At 58.9% G+C, this 19,284-nt stretch carries 15 protein-coding genes and 1 pseudogene; 3 read left to right on the top strand and 13 right to left on the bottom strand.

Annotation, left to right across the window (positions count from 1 at the left end; genetic code table 11):
- Positions 1-70: 70 nt before the first annotated feature.
- From MHK04_RS03920 to MHK04_RS03945, 6 genes and pseudogenes are all read right to left on the bottom strand, one after another.
- The gene (locus tag MHK04_RS03920) at positions 71-787 is read right to left on the bottom strand and encodes an SDR family oxidoreductase (protein ID WP_239207931.1); all 717 of its coding nucleotides are present in this window, start codon (positions 785-787) and stop codon (positions 71-73) included.
- A gap of 55 nt (positions 788-842) precedes the next feature.
- A complete protein-coding gene (locus MHK04_RS03925; RefSeq protein WP_200288719.1) occupies positions 843-2,060 on the bottom strand; it encodes an alkylhydroperoxidase domain protein in 1,218 nt (405 codons plus the stop codon).
- 30 nt (positions 2,061-2,090) lie between these two features.
- Positions 2,091-3,712 (bottom strand): annotated as a pseudogene (locus MHK04_RS03930) (dipeptide ABC transporter ATP-binding protein).
- On the bottom strand, positions 3,712-4,524 hold the full coding sequence (locus MHK04_RS03935) for an ABC transporter permease (RefSeq protein ID WP_239207932.1): 813 nt from the start codon (positions 4,522-4,524) through the stop codon (positions 3,712-3,714). The pseudogene MHK04_RS03930 and the gene MHK04_RS03935 overlap by 1 nt, the downstream one beginning before the upstream one ends.
- A complete protein-coding gene (locus tag MHK04_RS03940) occupies positions 4,521-5,534 on the bottom strand; it encodes an ABC transporter permease (protein WP_023020902.1) in 1,014 nt (337 codons plus the stop codon). Before MHK04_RS03940 ends, MHK04_RS03935 begins: the two co-directional genes overlap by 4 nt.
- Before the next feature lie 3 nt (positions 5,535-5,537).
- Positions 5,538-7,193, bottom strand: a complete 1,656-nt coding sequence (locus MHK04_RS03945) for a TIGR04028 family ABC transporter substrate-binding protein (protein ID WP_239204953.1) — start codon at positions 7,191-7,193, stop codon at positions 5,538-5,540.
- A gap of 202 nt (positions 7,194-7,395) precedes the next feature.
- On the opposite strand from MHK04_RS03945, the gene MHK04_RS03950 reads away from it, so the two are divergent.
- The gene (locus MHK04_RS03950; RefSeq protein ID WP_023020900.1) at positions 7,396-9,264 is read left to right on the top strand and encodes an FAD/NAD(P)-binding protein; all 1,869 of its coding nucleotides are present in this window, start codon (positions 7,396-7,398) and stop codon (positions 9,262-9,264) included.
- Between the two features lie 51 nt (positions 9,265-9,315).
- On the opposite strand, the gene MHK04_RS03955 is transcribed toward MHK04_RS03950, so the two are convergent.
- Positions 9,316-10,473, bottom strand: coding sequence for a cystathionine gamma-synthase (locus MHK04_RS03955; RefSeq protein WP_200288714.1), 1,158 nt, complete (start codon positions 10,471-10,473; stop codon positions 9,316-9,318).
- Between the two features lie 144 nt (positions 10,474-10,617).
- On the opposite strand from MHK04_RS03955, the gene MHK04_RS03960 reads away from it, so the two are divergent.
- A complete protein-coding gene (locus MHK04_RS03960) occupies positions 10,618-11,628 on the top strand; it encodes a mechanosensitive ion channel family protein (protein ID WP_200288713.1) in 1,011 nt (336 codons plus the stop codon).
- Positions 11,629-12,012, top strand: coding sequence for a globin (locus tag MHK04_RS03965; RefSeq protein ID WP_023020897.1), 384 nt, complete (start codon positions 11,629-11,631; stop codon positions 12,010-12,012).
- A 101-nt stretch (positions 12,013-12,113) separates the two neighbouring features.
- Here MHK04_RS03965 and ald read toward each other — a convergent pair whose 3' ends face one another.
- The 6 genes from ald to MHK04_RS03995 all read right to left on the bottom strand — a co-directional run bounded on the left by ald (position 12,114) and on the right by MHK04_RS03995 (position 19,283).
- Positions 12,114-13,205, bottom strand: coding sequence for an alanine dehydrogenase (gene ald / locus MHK04_RS03970; RefSeq protein ID WP_023020896.1), 1,092 nt, complete (start codon positions 13,203-13,205; stop codon positions 12,114-12,116).
- A gap of 289 nt (positions 13,206-13,494) precedes the next feature.
- Positions 13,495-14,133 (bottom strand): DUF8185 domain-containing protein, encoded by a 639-nt coding sequence (locus MHK04_RS03975; RefSeq protein WP_239207965.1) that lies wholly within the window; start codon positions 14,131-14,133, stop codon positions 13,495-13,497.
- 42 nt (positions 14,134-14,175) lie between these two features.
- Positions 14,176-14,592 (bottom strand): acyl-CoA thioesterase, encoded by a 417-nt coding sequence (locus MHK04_RS03980; RefSeq protein WP_034660154.1) that lies wholly within the window; start codon positions 14,590-14,592, stop codon positions 14,176-14,178.
- 25 nt (positions 14,593-14,617) lie between these two features.
- Positions 14,618-16,288, bottom strand: coding sequence for an energy-dependent translational throttle protein EttA (gene ettA, locus MHK04_RS03985; protein ID WP_023020893.1), 1,671 nt, complete (start codon positions 16,286-16,288; stop codon positions 14,618-14,620).
- Positions 16,289-16,407: 119 nt separating this feature from the next.
- Positions 16,408-17,049 carry a single-stranded DNA-binding protein gene (locus tag MHK04_RS03990; protein ID WP_239204949.1) on the bottom strand — a complete coding sequence of 214 codons (642 nt, stop codon included), beginning with the start codon at positions 17,047-17,049 and terminating at the stop codon, positions 16,408-16,410.
- Between the two features lie 182 nt (positions 17,050-17,231).
- Positions 17,232-19,283: a bifunctional copper resistance protein CopD/cytochrome c oxidase assembly protein gene (locus MHK04_RS03995; RefSeq protein ID WP_023020891.1), complete on the bottom strand. Its 2,052-nt coding sequence runs from the start codon at positions 19,281-19,283 to the stop codon at positions 17,232-17,234.
- Position 19,284 lies beyond the last annotated feature (1 nt).

Below are 19,284 nucleotides of genomic sequence, written 5' to 3' on the forward strand. Positions count from 1 at the left end.
CTCGAGTGTAACGGGCGGGCCGAAACCAACCCCCCATCACTGCATGATGACCTTAATAACACTTGATTTACTACTTGCGCAGAGATAATTCGATTCGCGGCCTGACTTGGATTTCCGTCAACTGCGTGGTGGGCCCAGCCTCTACTACGGTACGAATGGCACGCGCCACCTCAACCGGTGCAATGACCTGGGAGGGATCATAGTCGTGCAGGCCCTGCAGCATCGGAGTATCGGTAGGCCCGGGCGCTACGGTGGAAACGCGGATTCCCGGCTCGGAGATACGCAACCCGTCGGCCAGCGCATACAACGCGTGCTTCGTGGCCGCGTAGACGACGTTATCGCCATAGCTGTGGCGGCCAGCACCAGAGTTAATAAAGACCACTGTGCCTTCGACTTTACGCAGCTGCGGCAGCAAAACACGGGTCACCTCTGCGGGGGCGTGCACGTTGAGGTCCATGTGCGCGCGCCAATTTTCTGGAGTGGCTTCCTCCACGGAGTACTTGGTAGCCCGTGCGGCGGCGTGCACGAGCACATCTACGCGATCCAGCTCCGGCAGCGCCATGCCTTCATCGAGGCCGGCTACTAGGTCGATGGCGATCGGCGTGATGGATTCCGATTTAGGCAGGTCCGCCGCGCTCCGTCCCAGTGCGTACACGTGGTAGTCACCAGCCAAGTCGGCGATGATTTCGCGGCCCATGCCACCGGTGGCGCCGGTGACGACGGCCACCTTGCGCGGGGCTGCGGCCTCTGAGTGTGCTGGTGCGGTGAGATTCTTAGTATCAGTCATGCCGCTCCATCATAGGGATCCTCCGCTGAGGTTGCCGCACCAACCCAATCACCACCTATTGTCGAAAGCGCTTGGGCACATCCGGCTGCCCCAAGGTAAGCATCAAGCGATTGGCCCAGTTAAAGAAGGACGATGCGTAGATGAGGTCCAGAATGGACTGATCATCGAAACCGGCGTTGCGAAGGTCGGTGCATAGCTGCGCATCGAAGGCGAAGGGAGTTTCGGTCAACGCCACAGCTGCGCGACGGATAAGGTCCCACTCTTTAGAACCCAGGTCGGCGTCGATGCCTGTGTCCAAAAGGCGGTCTACGCTGTCACGGTCGCCGCCTTCCTGGACGCACCGTGCCTGGTGCACGGAAGCGCAGTACTCGCAACCGTTGTACCGCGAGGCCACAGTGGCAGCGAGCTCGCGGTCTGCACGGGAGAGGCCGCCTTCGGTGTTATAGAAGATGTCCAAGTCAGTTAGCGTACGCGCCTTCAAAGCCGCGGGATCGCGGGCGAGCAACCGGAAGTACTCGGAATCAATGCGCTCTGGTTTGATGAGGGCGTCGGTATGCGCTGCGGTGAAATCCTCTTTCGCCAGTGCCTCTACCCAAGGCTTCCAGCCCAGGGAGTGGTTGACAAAGTGGTCCGGCAGCACGGTATCGGGTTGCAGGGTATTCGCGGTAACCTGCCAGCTTGGGTCAGCTACCCCGGCTGCACGCTCGGCCGCGGGGCGTGCGGCGCCCTCCTCGCCAGAGAGCACCCGCAGACCGTGGACCACGCGCAGCTGGAAAGCCAAAAATGCCACAAGCTGAGACAGGCTGACAATATCGGTAGCCGACCACCCGGCGGCGTCGAGGTGACCGATGGCCTGCGGGGAGGCGTCCTTGGGGTGGAAGGCCAAAAGGTGCGCCCAGTCAAAGGCAGCGGCTAGGCGCTTTCCGAGCGCTGCCTCCGCAGCAGTTTCGCCAAAAATAAGGAAGTCACCCTGGTAGTAGGGGCCGGTAGACACACCACGCTGGCTTGCGGCGCGCACGGCGGCAACAAGGTCCACATCGGCCTCATCCCCCAGCAGGTCGAAGTAGAAATCTGCTGCCTCCCCCGCCTGGTAGACCGCAGCGCTAAAAGCTGCGACGGCATAGCGCTCTGCATAGGTGAATTCACCTGGCTCTGCAGGCTCAAGCAAAGCGTTAAAGCTCAGCTGCGCATTGTCCTGCGCCTCTTGGCGGGCGCGGCGCAGTTGCTGCACCTCGGCGGAGGCGTGGGAGAGCTCGTTAATAATGTCGGTCATATTCTCAGTCCAACCTTTCTAGGGCTCGGTTTATAGCCCCAAGTTTAGGTCTCCAGCGCGGTAGCGGGAGCCTGGGATGGCGTCAATTAGCTGACGGGTGTATTCGGTTTCTGGGTGTGCAAAACCTGCGCCGTGGGCCCGGATTCCACTTGTGTGCCGTGGGAGAGCACGGAGACGGTATCGGAAATCTGGTTGACTACCGCGAGGTCGTGAGAGATGAAGATATAGGTAAGCTCCAACTCGCGCTGCAGCTCATCGAGCAGGCGCAGGATCTGTGCCTGTACGGTGACGTCGAGCGCAGAAACGGCCTCATCGAGCACCACAAGATCGGGTTCAATGATCATGGCACGGGCGATAGCCACGCGCTGGCGCTGGCCGCCGGAGAGCTCACGGGGACGGCGGGCTGCCATGGAAGAGTCCAAGGCCACCAAATCAAGAAACTTTTGTGCTTTCGCGCGGGCATCGCGTTTCGAGGCCCCGGTAAAGTTGCGCACCGGCTCAGCGATGGTATCGCCGATACTCAATCGTGGATCGAGCGAGCCAAAGGGATTTTGGTAGACCATCTGGATAGAGCGGCGCAGCTCCCGGCGGCGCTTACCGCGGGCGGTGCTGATATCTTCCCCCGCCAAGCGAATACTTCCCGAGGTAGGCGTGCTCAACAGAGATATGGCACGGCCGGTAGTTGTCTTTCCGGAACCGGACTCCCCCACCAAGGCATGGGTAGTGCCACGGGCTACGGAAAAGTTGATGTCATCTACCGCGGTGAAATCCCCGAAGCGCTGGGTGAGCCCCTCGACTTCGAGCAACGTCTCCTGCTGGGCGGGCGTACTATTCCGCACCGGAGATGCGGTCTGGGAGGAAGTAGGGGCGGTGAGCGAGGGGGCGTCGGCAAGCAGGCGCTTGGAGTAGGCATGCTGGGGATCGGTGAGGACACGGGCGGCTACGCCCGACTCGCGGACGGCGCCCTTTTCCATCACCACAATATTATTGGCGCGGTCACCCGCCACGGCCAGATCATGGGTAATAAAAAGGATGCCCATGGTGAGCTCTTCGCGCATTTCATCAAGGAGATCCAGGATGATTTTCTGCACGGTGACATCCAGCGCGGAAGTAGGCTCATCGGCGATGATGAGCTCTGGCTCCAGTGCCACAGCGGCAGCGATGAGCACGCGTTGCTTCATGCCGCCGGAAAGCTCATGCGGGTACTGATGATAACGGCGCTGTGGATCATCAATGCCCACGCGCTCCAGCAACTCCAGAGCACGCTTCTTCCGGGACTCCTTATCGTCCTGCCGGTGGATGGCCATGCCCTCTTCCACCGAGGCTCCGATGGTCTTGAGCGGATTGAGCGAGTTATTGGGATCCTGCGGAATCAACCCGATGCGTCGGCCACGCAGGGTGCGCCACTGCTTTTGGGAGAAATGGGTGACATCGTGGCCGTCGAAAGTAATGGTGCCGGAGACAATCGAGGCATTGTCTGGCAGCAGGCCAATGGCGGCCATGGCGGAGGTGGACTTGCCGGAGCCGGACTCGCCCACGATGGCGGTCATTTCCCCGGGGTTCACTTCGAGCTCAATGCCGCTGACCGCTTCCATCTCGCCGTGGGCGGTGCGGTACGTAATGGATAAATCACTAATGCTAAGCAGGGACATTAGGCCGCCTTTCGCAGTGTCTGGCTGAGGTGGTTGGCCGCAAGAACCACGGCGACGATAACGATGCCGGGGGCGATGGTCAGCCACCCGGCGGTGGCAATATAGTCGCGTGATTCAGAAATGAGCAGGCCCCATTCCGGTGTTGGGGGCGGAGCGCCGTAACCAAGGAAGCCAAGGGTGGCTAGCTGCAAAATGGCCAGGCCGAATTGCAAGGCGGCTACGGCGAAGACTGCGGTGAGTGAATTGGGAAGAATATGGCGCACGAGCACCTGGAAGGCAGAGCCGCCGGAGCCGTAGGCGGCCTCGACGAAATCGGAGCCTGCCACACTGAGCACCTGGGAGCGCGCGAGGCGCGCAAAGGTTGCCACGGAGGTAATGCCCACGGCGATGGCAGCATTAAAGATGCCGTGTCCGAGCACGATGATGACGGACAGGGAAAGCAAGAGGCCAGGAATAGACAACAGCACATCCACGATGCGCATGATGATGGCATCTACCCAGCCGCGGCGCACTCCGGCGATAATGCCCAAGACGGCGCCAACGATCAGGCCGAAAAGTACCGCCAATAGCGCGCCGAGTAGGGATTGGCGCGCGCCATAGACCACGCGGGTATAGAGATCACGGCCCACGGCATCGGTGCCGAACCAGTGTTGGAAACTGGGCTGCAGCAGCGCTGTGGTGTCACCGCCCTGGTTAGGATCTTGGGAGGTAAATAGTTGGGGGAACAGTGCGCAGAGCACCGCCAGGCCCAGCACAATAAGCGAGATGATGGTGCCCGGGGTGAGCTTCAGGCGTGTGGATTTAAGCTTCATGCTTGGACCTTCTTCTCGTTCTTTGCGGGAGTATCAGCGGTGGCGGTGGTGGTGGCATTGCTGTGCGCGCTATCGTGGTTGCCCTCGCGCAGGCGCACGTCAAGCACTGGGTAGAGCAGGTCCACGATGAGATTGATAAGAACAAAGACGGCCGCGGCCAGCACCACGATGGCGAGCAATACGGAGGTATCGCGGTTGGCCACCGCATCCACGGTCAGCGCGCCAATGCCGTGGCGGGCAAAGACCGCTTCCGTCACCACGGAGCCGCCAACGAGCTCACCAAAGGTAAGGCCGGCCATGGTCAGCGCCGGCAGCAACGCATTGCGCAAAACATTGCGCCACAGCAACCAGGCACCGCTAGCACCCTTGGCACGCACTACCTGCACGAAGGACATATCCATTACCTCATCGATGGAGCGCAGGAGCACCTGTGCCAGCGGTGCGGCCACGAAGATGGCCAAGGTAATCACCGGCAGGATAAGGCTTTGGGCATCGCTCGCGCCGATAACCGGCACCCATCCCAAACCAAAGGAAAATATCTGGATCAAAATGATGCCGATCCAGAAGGTGGGCAGGGAAACCATCACGGAAGGCAGGCTACGGAAGAAGCTACGCAGCCAAGAAAATGGACCAAAGGTGGAGGCGATGGCCACCGCGAAGGCCAAGACTACGCCTACGAGAAAGGCGAGGACGGCCAGCGCCAGCGTGGAAGGAAGGGCGTCCGCCAACATCTCCGATACGGCGGTGCCAGTAGCGACGGAAAAGCCGAAATCACCGGTGAGGAATCCACCAAGCGCACTGACGTAGCGGCTTAAGAGCGGTTCATCGGCACCATAAACCTCGCGAATAGCGGCCAACTGCTCAGCGTTGAGCCCTAGGGTCGGGTTGTCATAGCGGGTCGCGACGGCGTCACCGGGCAGCGCCGCCAAGAGGATGAATGAGAGGGTGAAGGTTGCCCAGATAACCAGCACGGCTTGGCCGATGCGTAGGGCGATAGATTTCAGGCTCATGGATTAGTCCTCCCCTTCTGCGGTGTTGATGTCTACCGCATAAAACGATGGACGGCCGATAGCCTCGGTGCTAAAGCCCTCGATATAAGGCTGGAAACCATATACCTGCGGCTCTTCGAACATGGGCAGGATATAGGCCTGTTCAGAGAGGTAGTCCTGCATGCGGCCAGTCATGGCCAGGCGGTCCTTTTCGCTGCTGAGGTCGAAGTACTCGTCCACCAATTTCTGCAGCTTCTTATCGCCGAAGCTATCGGTCTTTTCGTCATAGTTGAGGAAAGAATTGCGGCCCGTGCCATCTAGCCACGTGGCCAAGGTATCCACATTGGCGCGGCCGGTCATGGTGTGGCGTACCTGCACGGTGTCTTGGTCCTTCATGGCCTTCTGCTGCGCGGAGCGGTCGCCTGGGTTGAGGTTGGCCTCGATGCCGACGTTCTTGAGCATCTCTTGGGCCTTGGTGAACATCTCTTTAGAGCGCGGCTGCGGGACTGCCTCATTAAAGGTCACGGACAGGCGCTTGCCGTCTTTCTCGCGGATGCCATCTTCTCCTTCGCGCCAACCGGCTGCATCGAGCAAGCGCTTAGATTCCTCTGGATCGAAGGCATAATTCGCTGCTTGATCCTTATAGCCAATAGCCGTCTTGGCCAGGATCGATGTTCCTTTGGGATAGGAGTCAGAAAAGAGGGTGTTCAGAATATTATCGCGGTCGATGGCGTGAATGATGGCCTGACGCACGCGTTTATCCGCCAAGAGTGGGTGGCGGAAGTGGAAGTGGAAGCTATTGTTTACGCCACGGGTGGGCGCGGCGAAAATCTCCAGGTTTTGATCCTTGAGGTGCTTCTCATCGGGGGCTTCGATCTGGCGAGCAATATCGGACTGTCCGGCCACGAGCGATCCCACGCGCACGGAATCCTCGGCCGCGAGAACAATATTGATGCCCTCAATATCGGCCGGCCCCTGGTGGTCCTTGCGGGCCGGCGGTGCCCAGTCATAGTCTTCCCGCTTTTTGAGCACCAGCTTGGTTCCCAGCTCTTCTTCCTCGATGACGAAGGGGCCCGAACCAGAAATCGCAGTAGCGTTGCCCGGCGCGAAGCCGGTGTCATCCAGATCCAGAGTGGCATTAGAAAGCAGCCCTTGGTTCATCACGGAGGTGGACTGCGGGAAGCCTGGGGAGGGCTCACTGAAGTAGAACTTCACCGTGTAGTCATCGATGACCTCGGATTTTTCATAGTTGGGCAACTGCTCCGAAGGGGTGAGCATGCGGTCCTCATCGCCTAGGGCGTAGAGGTCATAGTTCTTCTTTACGTTCGCGGCATCTAGGCGAGAGCCATCAGAGTAGGTCACGCCCTTGCGAATCTTGAAGGTGAACTCGGTATTGTCCTTGTTCGACTTAGGCATCTCCTCCGCAATCCACGGGTGCAGCTCGAGGGTATCCGGGTCCTGCCACAGCAGGCGGTCCGTGATGTTATTGAGCACGCCACCGTTGGGGTAATAGCCGCCGGAGGGGGGATAGAGGTTATTGAACATATTGGGCTCGACGTAGGTGACCATGCCATCTTCCGCGGCGTGGGAAGTAGAGGCGCAGGAGGTTAGCGAGAGAGCTAGCGCACCGCTGGCCAAGACCGCGGCCACTGGTCTCAGGAGCCGAGAAAGTTGCTTCATAAAAGCTCGAGTTCCTTTAATTCTTAAGTAGTACTCGCCCATTAGAGCATATCCATACCCACAAATACAAGACTGGACGGTCTACCCTATTACCTGCCATAACAAGGGAAAAGAAAGTTTTGTATAGACTGATTAGTCTATTTAAATACCACCGCCGGGTTCGATGCTCCTGGAAGGGTCTGGATGTGGCACGATAGGTAGTATGTCTACTCCAGCAATCGCAATCGTCGGCATGGGCCCACGCGGCATTTCCATCTTGGAACGCCTCTCCGCCCGCATGGACGATTCCAGCGACCCCATAACCGTCCACCTCATCGATGATGCCCAACATGGTGCCGGCCGCATCTGGGAAACGGACCAAACCAAGACCCTGTGCATGAATACTCGCGCCGGCGCTGTCACCCTTTTCACCGAGCCCGGCTCCACTGTGGACGCCCCCGTGCTCGAGGGCCCCATCCAATACGAGTGGATTCAGCTGCTGCGCGGCGATGGCGACAATGTCTCCGCCGCCAAGCGCGAGCTTTTTGAGAAGTATCCTCCGGCCGCACATATTGCGCAGGACTACCGCGAAGAACTTGCCGCTACCCGCCCCGAATCCAACCCCTCGCGCGCGCTGTATGGCGAGTACCTGCGGTGGGTCTATGACGTGGTCATTGCTCGCCTGCCTAAGAGCATTTCCACCGTGAACCACTTCAGCCGATTGGAAACCATCAGCGAAGATGGCCACGTAGACGTGCTCCGCTTGGCCGATGGCTCCGAGGTGCGCGCCGATGCCACCGTGCTGGCCTATGGCTGGATGGTTCCGGAGTACAACGAGCAGGAAAAGCAGCTGGCGGCTTCGGGCCTGAACTGGATCGCTCCCGATAACCCAGTGGAGCAGGACTATGCCGCCATCCCCGGCGGTGAAGACGTGCTGGTACGCGGGCTGGGCATGGGCTTTTATGACATCATGGCGCTGACCACCATCGAGCGCGGCGGCACCTTCGTGGTGGATTCTTCCACACGTTCCGGCCTGCGCTATGAGCCCTGCGGCGACGAGCCCAACTTCATCATTTCCTCCGGCCGCGGCTATCCCTACCACCCCAAGTCCGAATACGGTGAGCTGCCGCCTACCATGCCACGCCGCCGTCTGAAGAATGTCATTGCGGAGCTCAGCGGCACCCAAAACATCGACTTTGACGCCCAGGTTTGGCCCGCTATCGCCCGCGATAGCTACGAGGCCTATATCACCACTTTGGAGCGCGTGCGCCCGGATTCCTTGCTGCGCCCGCGCGCAGACATTCTCGAGGTCATCGATGCCACCGCCCCGGATGAGCTAGGCGCGGCTATTGCGCCCATGGTTACCGAGCCGTGGGACATGAACGATCTCATGTACCAAATTGCCGGGTTTACCGGGGACATAGATGAGCTCACCGAGCATATTGCCCAGTCCATGGAAAGCGATATCCGGGAGGCCTCCGCCGGCCACGACTCCCCCATCAAGGCCGCGCTATGGTCGCTATCGCAATCGCGCAAGCCCGCCTCCATCCTTGGCGCGGAGGGCCGCTATACCCGCGAGTCCCGCACCGGCCGCTATGCCCAAGTAATGTCCTTTGGCCAGATGATAGGTTCCGGCCCGCCGCTCTTCCGCGTGCGCCAGCTGCTCGCGCTTGTTGACGCCGGCTTGGCCCACTTCCTAGGAGATCACCCCACCCTGGCCATCGAGGCAGATCACTTCACCCTAACCTCCGGCCCACGCTCGGCTTCTGCACCCACGCTTGTCGACGCCTTTATGCACCGCCCCGATATCCGCACCGCCGGCGATTCCATGACCCGCTGCCTGGTAGATTCCGGCCGCGTTCGCCCCTTCCCCGATCACGGACAACCCACCGGTTCGCCGGAAACCGATGGGACGACCCGCCGCACCGTTCACCCGAACGGCGAGCTGGATGCGCGCCTGCACATTGTGGGCATCCCCACCTATTCCCAGTGGCCAGATACCACTATTTCTCCGATGCCGGGAACCGACCCACTCATGTTGCAGGAAACCGATAAAACCGCCGGTTCCCTCCTCGCCGTGGTGCGCTCCTAAGCCACCACCGCGCTAAGGGCTCGGTCCCGGTCCTGGCCCCGGTCCCGCGGCCTATAGCGCGTCGAGGGCCTGCTTCAAGTCCGCGAGCAGGTCATCGATATCTTCGATTCCGATTGAGATGCGCACCATATCATCTGGCGGCACCAGCTCGGATCCTTCCGCGGATACGTGCGTCATATTCTTCGGGTGCTCGATGAGCGATTCCACCCCACCCAGCGATTCCGCTAGACAGATAAGCCGCGTATTGAGGCAGATCTGCTTGGCATGCTCCGCGCTATGAAAGCGCACGGACATCATGCCGCCAAATCCGCGCATCTGCTGTGCTGCCAACTTATGCCCTGGGTGATCTTTCAGCCCTGGGTACAGCACCTGCTTTACCTCGGGGCGGCCCTGCAGGAACTCTGCCACCTTTTGCGCATTGGCGCAGTGGCGATCCATCCGCACCGAAAGAGTCTTGATTCCGCGAGCCGTAAGGTAGGCGTCGAAAGGCGAGCTCACCGCACCCACATTGCCTTGGAAGTAGAGCAGGCGCTCGTCCACGTGGGCATCATTAGTAACCACCGCACCGCCCAGTACATCGGAATGCCCACCCAGGTACTTGGTGGTCGAGTGCAACACATGGTCCGCGCCGAGCTCCAATGGGTTCTGCAGGTAAGGCGTAGCAAAAGTATTGTCCACTAGGACCTGCGCGTTGCCCTTAATCTTGGCCACCGCGGCGATATCGGTGATATTCAACGCCGGATTGGTGGGCGTTTCCAACCAGATGAGCCTGGTATTGTCCTGGACCGCCGCGGCTACTGCGGCGGTATCACTGGTATTAACGATGGACATCTCCACGCCCCACTCAGTGAAATCATTCAGTAGCCGGTAGGAACCACCATAGGCATCATTACCCAAAATGACGTGATCCCCTGGGCGCACCAAGATCCGAATCAGCGTATCGGCGGCGGCCATGCCGGAAGAGAACACGCGGGCATACTCAGCGCCCTCTAGCGCCGCTAGAGTGCGTTCGAGCGAGCGCACGGTGGGGTTTGCCACGCGTCCGTATTCGAACCCGCCGCGCAGCTGCGCTAAGCCATCTTGCGCAAACGTGGTTGACGCATAGATCGGCACATTGATAGAGCCCATGTGCGGGTCTGGGTGGTAGCCGCCATGGATGGAACGGGACGTAAAGCCTTGAGCGAGGTTCTGCGTGCTGCGTTCTGTCATAGCAACACAGTCTAGACCAAGCTGTTCACTTGCTAAGGAAAGATAGGTATTTATTTTCACCCACCTAGCCACCCACCACTCATCGCGTTTTCAGGCTCGGCCTTTACAATGGGCGCGGTTCCCATTGTCCACGACTAAGAAAGAATGATGAATACGCAATTCTTAGCCTCAGCCGCTTCCACCAAGGACTCGGCCGTCGAGTCCGTCTCTAGTTTTTGGAATGACGAGAAGGTGCAAAGCTGGCTTATCGAGCGCCCGATTCGCATCGCCGTTATCCTTATCCTGGCCGTCATTGCCCACTGGCTCCTCCACCGCATTATCAACAAGGTGGCCGAAAACAGCATCAAATCTTCCGGGCTGGATAAGCAGCGTTTCCGCGGAAAATTCAAGGGTCGAGCCAACCGCCCCGAACCGACCCAGCAAGAAGAGGCCATGCGCCATACCCGCGAAACCCGGCGCGCCTCCCGCATTAAGACGCTAGCCGGAGTGGCCCGTTCCGCCGCCGCTATCTTCGTGTGGGTATGGGCCGTTATTGCCATCTTGGATGAGCTAGACGTTAACGTGGCACCGCTTATCGCCTCAGCCGGTGTTATTGGCGTCGCCCTTGGTTTTGGCGCCCAGGCACTGGTGAAGGATTTCCTTTCCGGCATCTTCATGCTCATTGAGGATCAATACGGCATTGGCGACGTGGTTGACCTTGGCAACGGCGTCTTTGGCGATGTCGAGTCCATCTCCTTACGCATCACCACGGTCCGCGATATCGACGGTGCTCTGTGGTACGTGCGCAATGGCGAAATCCTCCAGGTAGCTAACCACTCCGATGAGTACTCCGTTGCCCGCATCCAGATTCCTGTGGGCCTTTCTAATGACCCAGAGCTCGCCGGCGAGGTCATCGAGGACGCAGTGAAGGAAGCCGCGCAGGACGATAAGGTACGCAAGCTCATCCTCAGCACGCCCCGTGTGGATGGCATGTCCGGTTTCGAACCGGACTATGTTTCCTTCCGCGTGTCTACAAAGACCCTGCCGGGCAAGCAGTGGGACGTCCAGCGTTTCCTGCAGTCCCGCGTGCTCAATGTCATGCACACTAAAGGCATTACTACCCCCTACCCGCACGGCATCGGCATTCCCGATCCCCGCAAGGAAGAAGAAGAGTAAATGGATTCTGTTTATGAGGCTATTGGCGGCATGGAGACCTTTGAGCGCCTCGTCCACGGCTTTTATTCCCAGGTCAAAGAGGACAATGTCATCGGTCCCATGTACCCCGATAATGACTGGGAAGGCGCCGAGCAGCGCCTCACTTGGTTCTTGGCGCAGTATTGGGGTGGCCCGCAGCTCTTCTCTGAAAACCGCGGCCATCCGCGCCTTCGCATGCGCCACGCCCCCTACCCCATCGATATAACCGCGCATGACCGGTGGCTAGAGCTAATGGGTAACTCCCTCGCGGAAATCGACGAGGAAACCATCCCACCGGCCTACCGCGAGATGATCTGGGATCATATGCAGCGCGTGGCCGCCATGATGATCAACAAGGCACCATAATCGCACCGTCTTGCCCCGCCCAAGAGACAAGCCCGGCTCCCGCAATTTAGCGAGGAACCGGGCTTGTGGTTTATCTAGCCCACACTATGGGGACCTGATGCTTAGTCTTCCCAGTCAAAGGCCTTACGTACAGGCTCGGAGACCAAACGGCCACCGCGAGTCATTACGCCACCCTCTAGGCCCGGGAAGCGCTTGATGGCGGCATCCAGGCTGTCATTGGCCACCGCGCGAATGTAGGGCAGGGTTGCGGAGGACAAGGCACGGGTGGAGGTATTGGCCACCGCACCTGGCATATTCGCCACGCAGTAGAACAGGGTGTCATGGACCTGGAAGGTTGGGTCATCGTGGGAGGTCTTCTTGGAGTTCTCGAAGCAACCACCCTGGTCGATGGCGACGTCCACGAGGACGGCACCCTTCTTCATCTTCTTTACGGTCTCCTCACGCACCAGCTTTGGTGCAGCGGCGCCTGGGATGAGTACCGCGCCAATGACGAGGTCAGCTTCCTGCAGTTCCTTATCGATGGTGGCCGGATCCGAAATCAAGGTGCGCACGCTGCCGGCGTACTGGTCATCGAAGCGCTGCAAAACGTGCGGATCAAGGTCCAGTACGGTGACCTCGGCACGCAGACCGTGAGCCATGGCAACGGCGGACGCACCAACCTGGCCACCGCCGATCACGACGACGCGTGCTGGCTGGGTACCTGGAACACCAGAAACCAGCAGACCGCGGCCGCCCTGCGTGGACAGCAGGTGGTGGGTGCCCTCGATTGCGGCAAGGCGGCCTGCCACCTGGGACATCGGGGTAAGAAGTGGCAAGGTACCGTGGCGGTCAGTAACCGTCTCATATGCAATGGCCGTGGTATTGGCGTCAACAAGCGCCTCAGTCAAAGGGCGGTCCGCGGCAAGGTGCAGGTAGGTAAAGACGGTAAGGTCCGGACGCAGGTACTGGTACTCAGACTCGAGCGGCTCCTTGACCTTCAGCAGCAGTTCCGCCTGTGCCCAAGTATCCTCCGCGGTGCCAACGATGCTGGCACCGGCGGCCTCGTACTCGGAATCCGGGAAGGATGCGCCTTCACCAGCACCGGTCTCAATGAGGACCTCATGGCCGTCGTGAACGAGGGTCTGCGCGCCGCCCGGGGTAAGAGCCACGCGATTCTCGTTATTCATGATTTCTTTAGGCACGGCAATACGCATTACACAATCTCCTTGCGGGTGGAGTAAATTACATCGACCACGTAAGGGTAACGCAGGACACGTTTGCGTGCGGCACTATGTTCATGAATTCACAAAGCGGGGGTAGCAACGCAGCAAGCCATCTTGTAAATGTGCAGTTCAAAAGAGTATTGACCCCACTTGGCCAGAGTCCCCCTCCCCCTAAGACGGACCGCTTTTCGGACAAAATCTCCAAAGCAGGGCGCGTGCGCGCCGATTCTGTTGAACAGAACCGCTACGTGGCAGGCCGGTTTTTCGCGAGCGAGCGAAGTTAGAACAGCGACAAGCGGGTGGAACGGTAGATGCTGCCAAAGGGGGCGTCGAGGCGCACCCACCTGCCTAGCTGAGCCACTCGCAGGTGCCGCGGCACATCCATCGGCGCGGAAAAGCCCGGGATCAAACCCAAATTGGTGCAGGCAAAAATCATGCGCATGGGGATTTCCACCGTGGCACCTTCCCCCTCGACCGTGACAACGGTCTGATTCAGCAAGCTGGATGGCGGGCCCATGGGGCCAGAAAATTGCCGGGTCAGCTGTTGGCCCTTATCGGAGAGCTCGCGCACCACGGTAACTGGCAAGGTATCGACCACACTGTAGCCAGTGGCCGGCGGAAGCGCTCCCGGCCAGGACGCATCGCGGGCAGGTCCCAAATCTAGCGTTCCGCTCGATTCGTGCTCCTTGAGCTGCTCGGCCAGGGTAGCCGCAGAAACCACTGCCCCATCGCGGGAAACGACGCCCTGCACGCGGCGGGAGGCAACCACCTCGAAAGGTGTGGTGACAAAGACATCGACGACGTCGTCAGTCAGCTGGCGTAGCCGCACCGAAGCACCCGAATCCAAGCCAACCGCGCGCGTGACAAGGGCCCGAAGGCCAGGTCCACCGCTTCCAATTTCTAGAGTCTCGGTGACCATGCCTTCGGGCCCTGCCTTTCTCATCTTCGCTCCGTTCCGCGGTTAATTGGCCGCGGTATTTTGCAGAATATCCTTTTCCTGTTCCGTCAGCGGACGAGGAGTCTGCTGCTGACGATCAATGACTACCTGCACGCACTCCACGGTTGCCGCGACTTCACCCTGGTCATCCTTGACCTGCTGGGTAGTGGTAAACGAGGTGGTACCAATCTGCGAAATGGTAGTTTCTACCTCCACCGTAGTGGTGTCCTTAAACTCCATCGGGCGAAGGAAGTCCACATCGAGGTGGCGCACGAACGCAATGAAGTCAAGGCCTTTGGAATAGATATGTTCCTTCGCAAAGGCCAAGCGCGCTTCCTGGGCGAGCTCGATGTAGTTTGCATTCATCATGTGGCCGTACATATCAAAATCCGACCAGCGGGTTTGAATACGATACGTGTGCACACTTGGGGTTGCCATCATTCTCCTCAGTAAAGGCTTCAGCTACTTAGCGGGTCAGCTTGCGGTGGGTCACGCGAGAAGGACGGGCTGCCTCTTCACCAAGGCGGTCGACCTTATTCTTCTCATAATCGCCGAAGTTACCCTCAAACCAGAACCACTGACCTTCTTCCACATTGCCTTCCCAGGCCAAGATGTGGGTACAGGTGCGGTCTAAGAACCAGCGGTCGTGGGAAATGACCACGGCACAGCCCGGGAACTTCTCGAGCGCGTTTTCCAGCGAGCCGAGGGTTTCCACATCCAAGTCGTTGGTCGGCTCGTCAAGGAGGATCAGGTTACCGCCCTCTTTCAGGGTCAGCGCCAAGTTCAAACGGTTGCGCTCACCACCGGAGAGCACCTTGGACGGCTTTTGCTGATCCGGGCCCTTGAAGCCGAAGGCCGATAGGTAGGCACGCGAAGGCATCTCGTTTTGGCCCACGTGAATATAATCCAGGCCGCCGGAGACGACCTCCCAGACAGTTGCCTCGGGGTCGATATTCTCACGGTTCTGATCCACGTAAGACAGCTTGACGGTATCGCCCACCTCGACGGAACCGGCGTCCGGCTGCTCCAAGCCAACGATGGTCTTAAACAGGGTGGTCTTACCCACGCCGTTCGGGCCGATAACGCCCACGATGCCATTGCGCGGCAGGGTGAAAGAGAGGTCCTTAATCAAGGTGCGGCCATCAAAGCCCTTCTGCAGGTCCTTGACCTCCACGACCTTATTACCCAAGCGCGGCGGGGTAGGAATCTGGATCTCTTCGAAGTCGAGCTTCTTGTATTTCTCGGCTTCTGCAGCCATCTCCTCGTAGCGCTCCAGACGGGCCTTGTTCTTGGCCTGGCGAGCCTTCGCACCGGAGCGTACCCACTCCAGCTCGTCCTTCAAGCGCTTGCGCAGCTTCGCGTCCTTCTTGCCGGCAACCTCCAGACGCTCCTGCTTCTTATCCAGGTAGGTGGAGTAGTTACCCTCGTATGGGTAGAGCTTGCCGCGGTCAACCTCACAAATCCAGCCCGCGACGTGGTCGAGGAAGTAGCGGTCGTGGGTCACGGCCAAGACAGCGCCCGGATAATCAGCCAAGTGCTTTTCCAGCCACTGCACAGACTCGGCGTCCAAGTGGTTCGTAGGCTCATCGAGCAACAACAAGTCCGGCTCGGTAAGCAGGAGCTTAGCCAGCGCTACGCGACGGCGCTCACCACCAGAAAGGTTGGTCACCGGGGCATCGGAAGGCGGGCAGCGCAAAGCTTCCATTGCCTGCTCAATCTTGGAGTCGACCTCCCATGCATCAGCAGCATCGAGCTCTTCTTGCAGCTTGCCCATTTCTTCCATGAGCTCATCGCTGTAGTTGGTGGCCATCTCTTCGGCGATCTGCTCGAAGCGCTGCTTCTTTTCAAAGATTTCGCCCAAGCCCTCTTCGACGTTGCCGCGCACGGTCTTCTCGTCGTTGAGCGGCGGCTCCTGCTGCAGGATACCCACGGTGGCGCCCGGATCTAGGAAGGCCTCGCCATTGGAAGGCTGGTCCAAGCCGGCCATGATCTTCAAAATGGAGGACTTACCGGCACCATTGGGGCCGACCACGCCAATCTTGGCACCTGGGTAGAACGCCATTGTTACATCGTCAAGGATGACCTTATCGCCAATTGCCTTGCGCACGTTTTTCATCGTGTAGATGAATTCGCCCACTTTTACCCCTTTGCAAAAATTTGGGAGACGTATTTATCTACACAAACACTACATCAGAACCACCGCTCGAGTGCCTCGGGTCAGGTACGCCCGAGGCGATCAAGCCAGGGAGGAAACGCTTAAGCGTTCACTGGGGCGGATTCTGCCTCGGCAGCCTCCTCTTCCACTTCGGCGTCGAAGGCATCTTCTTCCCCACCGCGTGCAGCTGCGGCTCGTTCGGCAAGGTAGCGGTCCGCTGCGGTATCGGCAGCGGTGTCTCCCTGCCCCGCCTGCTGCGACGGCAGGCTGTGGTCCACGTCTGGTTCGATAGCATTGTCCCCCAGCTCTGGGACCGCGATATTTTCCTGGTTGTACTGCGGGACGAGGCGCTTTGTACCGATAACGTGACGGTTCAAGTCCAGGCCCACGTACTGCGCCTTAATATACGTGCGGAAATGATCGGCACCCTGGTCATCACGCCATTGTTCGGTAACGAGAGACCCCACGATGACTAGAGGCATGCCTTTTGCCAGGGATTTGCGCACGTTGATGGCGAATTGATTCCACATCTCGACGTCGATATAAAGGTGGTCCACGTCGCGCCACTGCGGGGCCTTGGCGTTTGGCCCTTCCATATTGTCCACACCGGCATCGGCTTGGCGGTCCGGAATCCGGCGCGAGGAGGCGACGCGCAGCTTGGCTTTATAGGCCCCAGTGGAGGTTTTGGTCAAGATTGGGTCGCGAGTAAGGCGACCGGTCAAGGTAATTGGGTATTGGGACATGGTGCTAGAAAATCCTTTGCTGGATAGTTGGGTTGGCGAGTGTGGTTTTCCTCGCTCGTTTGCACATCCTGATGCCCGCGCACAAGCCACACCATGCCGGCGACCCCAACCCTGTGAATAACTTGTTGTATCCGTCAACGAAGGACAGAGTTTGGGGAGATTTTTAAACGGTTATCCACAGGCTAGCGCCCGCGGAAGCTCGATTCATCGCCGTGTCCCATATCCTGCAGCATCGCGTTATAGCGTTCCAATTCGGCATCATCGTCCGCATCCGCCTGCATATCATGGCGGCGGGCGGTAGCACGGTCATCGCCCAGCCAATCCAGGAAGAGCTTGCCAAAGACGATGACCAGCGGGAACTGGCCAAAGCCCCACGCAATGCCGCCGCCCACGCGCTGATCTTGGAGCAGATCCTGATCCCACGGCAGGTCCAAATACTGATAGAAGTCGGCACCCAGCACGCTTTGCAGCTGCATGAGATATACACCAGCAAAAAGGTGGAACGGCATGGAAAGGAATAGCACGGCCAAGCGGAATGGGGTAGATCGACGATTGGGAAGCGGGTCCGGCCCGATGATTTCCCAAAAGTAGAAGCAGCCAGAAACGATGAACGCAAAGTTCATAATGAGGTGGCCTGCGTGTTCCGAGATGGCAAATTGATACAGGCTCGGGAACAAATACAACACGTACAGGAAAAATAGGTACTGCACGAGATTGACAAACGGATTGGTAATAAACGCGACGACCTTAGATTGGGTGGCCGCCAGCGCATAGTCATGCAGGCTCGGCTGACCCTTTGGCCCAGGCTCAAAGGCCTCCATAAGCAGGGTCAGTGGTGCACCAAGGACGAGCAGAAGCGGTACCGCCATCGACAAAATCATATGTACCAACATGTGCATCGAGTACATCGCTGGCATATAAAGTCCCAGGCCGGTAGACATCACGAGGGTCATACCCAACGCGCCGCTCATAAACCATGCAGTACGTCCCTTATTCCACGTCAGGCCACGCTTATGCACGCGGTAGACGCAGTAGCCATACGCCGCGGCCAAGAGCAGGCCAATGGTGCCGAACATGATGTCAAAGCGGAACATGGTCCACACATTGAGCACCGTGGGCTTTTCAAAGAGCTCATAGCCCATCAAAATCTGCATCGAGTTGAGGTTCGGATCGCGCGGCGCTGGGGGCACGGTGCGACCCAGCGTAATGGCCACGCCAATGGTGCCGGCCATAACCGCTACTTCCACAATGGCGATACGAATAAAAAGGCGCGGATCCTTGCCCAGCTGCGGGATGGTGAGCTCGCGGTGAGCAAGGCCGAAGATTCCCAGCAAAATCGTGAGTACGAACTTAGTGATCAAGATGATGCCGTAGGCAGAATCCACCAAATCGGAGATATTCATGCGGATGAGGGTGTTGATCAAGCCCGATACTGCCAGCACCACAATGGCCATGAAGGCAATGCCGGAGTAACGCTTTACCGCAAAGGCGAGATTGGGGCCAAGGCGCCGACCATGGGCGATTAGCGCCATGAGCCCGCCTACCCACAGCATGACAAAGACCAAGTGCCACAGGAGCGAATTGGTGCCATAGTCGTGGTCACCACCAGCCGCGGAATGGCCTTCCATGCCGATGGGCACAACCTGCAAGATGGACAAGAAAAGCAGCACCGGCTGCATCGACCAGCCACGACCGCACAGGCCAAGAACGCCCACGACAAGGGCGATGAGTACGGAGATTCCCCACACAATGGTGGTAGAAATTTCCGTCAACGCCATCTTCATAGTGGAAGGTTCAAATACCTGAAAAAATGGCGCTCCGGTGAGATCGGACATAATGAGCGGAATTTCCACTAGCCCCACGGCCGCCACACCAAAGGAAGCCCAGGTACCTGTGCGCGCGGCGATGTGGCCGTCGACGGACAAGGGGGCGTCGATAAGCGCAGCGTTGTCTCCACGCGGAGCAATGAGGAACGACGAGGCGAGGAACGAGCCGATGGACAAAGCCATGAGTATCCAAGCCAAGCCGCGAAAGAGCGGCAGGCCAAAGGTGGTAATGCGGCCGGGGTCCGGAATTCCCAGGGCCGCTAGGGAATCAGCGAGGAGAAACAGGGAAATGAAACCAGCGATCAAGCCGGCAATAAGCATCGCTGCGACATAAATTCCCCAGGAAGAACGAGGTTTCTTCCCCGCTTTATTTACACTGTTAACCTGCTCATTTGCCATAGTGCGCATT

Origin of the sequence: Corynebacterium nasorum, from assembly GCF_022345765.1 — a bacterium.
GTDB lineage: Bacteria > Actinomycetota > Actinomycetes > Mycobacteriales > Mycobacteriaceae > Corynebacterium > Corynebacterium kefirresidentii.

Coding starts and splice junctions, on each gene's coding strand:
- MHK04_RS03995 (WP_023020891.1), bottom strand. CDS start 19,283: ATGCGCACTATGGCAAATGAGCAGGTTAACAGTGTAAATAAAGCGGGG.
- MHK04_RS03980 (WP_034660154.1), bottom strand. CDS start 14,592: ATGATGGCAACCCCAAGTGTGCACACGTATCGTATTCAAACCCGCTGG.
- MHK04_RS03975 (WP_239207965.1), bottom strand. CDS start 14,133: ATGGTCACCGAGACTCTAGAAATTGGAAGCGGTGGACCTGGCCTTCGG.
- MHK04_RS03960 (WP_200288713.1), top strand. CDS start 10,618: ATGATGAATACGCAATTCTTAGCCTCAGCCGCTTCCACCAAGGACTCG.
- MHK04_RS03920 (WP_239207931.1), bottom strand. CDS start 787: ATGACTGATACTAAGAATCTCACCGCACCAGCACACTCAGAGGCCGCA.
- MHK04_RS03955 (WP_200288714.1), bottom strand. CDS start 10,473: ATGACAGAACGCAGCACGCAGAACCTCGCTCAAGGCTTTACGTCCCGT.
- MHK04_RS03950 (WP_023020900.1), top strand. CDS start 7,396: ATGTCTACTCCAGCAATCGCAATCGTCGGCATGGGCCCACGCGGCATT.
- MHK04_RS03990 (WP_239204949.1), bottom strand. CDS start 17,049: ATGTCCCAATACCCAATTACCTTGACCGGTCGCCTTACTCGCGACCCA.
- MHK04_RS03940 (WP_023020902.1), bottom strand. CDS start 5,534: ATGAGCCTGAAATCTATCGCCCTACGCATCGGCCAAGCCGTGCTGGTT.
- MHK04_RS03925 (WP_200288719.1), bottom strand. CDS start 2,060: ATGACCGACATTATTAACGAGCTCTCCCACGCCTCCGCCGAGGTGCAG.
- MHK04_RS03935 (WP_239207932.1), bottom strand. CDS start 4,524: ATGAAGCTTAAATCCACACGCCTGAAGCTCACCCCGGGCACCATCATC.
- MHK04_RS03945 (WP_239204953.1), bottom strand. CDS start 7,193: ATGAAGCAACTTTCTCGGCTCCTGAGACCAGTGGCCGCGGTCTTGGCC.
- MHK04_RS03965 (WP_023020897.1), top strand. CDS start 11,629: ATGGATTCTGTTTATGAGGCTATTGGCGGCATGGAGACCTTTGAGCGC.
- ald (WP_023020896.1), bottom strand. CDS start 13,205: ATGCGTATTGCCGTGCCTAAAGAAATCATGAATAACGAGAATCGCGTG.